Annotated in this window: 1 protein-coding gene and 1 pseudogene; both read right to left on the reverse strand. The window is 66.2% G+C overall.

The window, feature by feature from the left end:
• Positions 1-889 (reverse strand): IS3 family transposase (locus ACWAT3_RS16660; RefSeq protein ID WP_460800203.1); only part of this gene is annotated, 889 nt, incomplete at its 3' end.
• Positions 886-1,070: pseudogene (locus ACWAT3_RS16665) on the reverse strand (IS3 family transposase); the annotation flags it as partial. The gene ACWAT3_RS16660 and the pseudogene ACWAT3_RS16665, both read right to left, overlap by 4 nt.

A 1,070-nucleotide genomic window follows, 5' to 3' on the forward strand; every position in this document is an offset into this window, starting at 1 on the left:
TGTCGAGGCCAGCGTAGTAGTCGGCTTCGACCTCGGCGGGGGTGCGCATGTCGAGTTCTCCGTGGAGGCGCTGGTTGTTCCACCACCACACGTACTCGAGTGTCGCGAGTTCGACCTGCTCGACCGTGCGCCACGGGCCGCGGCGACGGATCAACTCGGTCTTGTAGAGCCCGTTGATGGCCTCGGCCATCGCGTTGTCGAAACTGTCGCCGACGGTTCCTGTCGACGGCGTCGCGCCGAGCTCCTCGATCCGGTCCGTGTAGACCACGGCGAGGTAGTTCGACCCGTGGTCAGCGTGATGGACGAGTCCGTGGAGGTTCCCGTCCGCGGCCCACTCGGCCATGTTCAGCGCTTGGAGCGGCAGGATGTCGGCTTTGAGCGTCGCGGCGACGTTCCATCCGACGATGCGGCGGGAGAACACGTCGGTGACGAACGCGACGTAAGCGAACCCGGACCACGTCGCGACATAGGTCACGTCCGCGACCCAGAGCCGGCGGGGCGCGTCGGCGGTGAACCTGCGTTGCACGAGATCCCTCGGCTTCTCGCTCGTCGGATCGGGCCTCGTGGTGAACACCTTCTTCGTGCGTTTCACCCCGCGAACACCTGCGATCCGCATCAGCCGGTCGGTCTGGTCGCGACCGATCATCCAGCCCTGCCGCCGCAGCAGCGCATGCATCTTCCGGACCCCGTAGACGCCGTAGTTCTCCGCATGCAGCCGGGTGATCTCCGGGATCAACAGCGCGTCCCGCAGCTGCCGCGCTGACGCGGGACGCGCCTTTGCAGCCCGGTATCTGCGGGCGGTGAGGAATCCCACCTCGGCTTGCCGCATCACACGGCATACGAGCTCGGCCCCGAAACGATCACGCATCTTGTCGACGAACGCGATCATCTCGACGAGGGGCGGCCGAGCTCGGTCGCGAAAAACACGCTCGCCGACCGGAGGATCTCGTTCGCCTTCTCCAACTCGGCGATCTGCTTCTTTAACCGCTTGATCTCCGCCTGCGCCTCGCTCGAGGTCCCCGGCTGGCGGCCCTCGTCAACGTCGACGCGCTTCTTCCACAATCGCAGCG

This window comes from Microbacterium sp. GXF0217 (assembly GCF_054798195.1).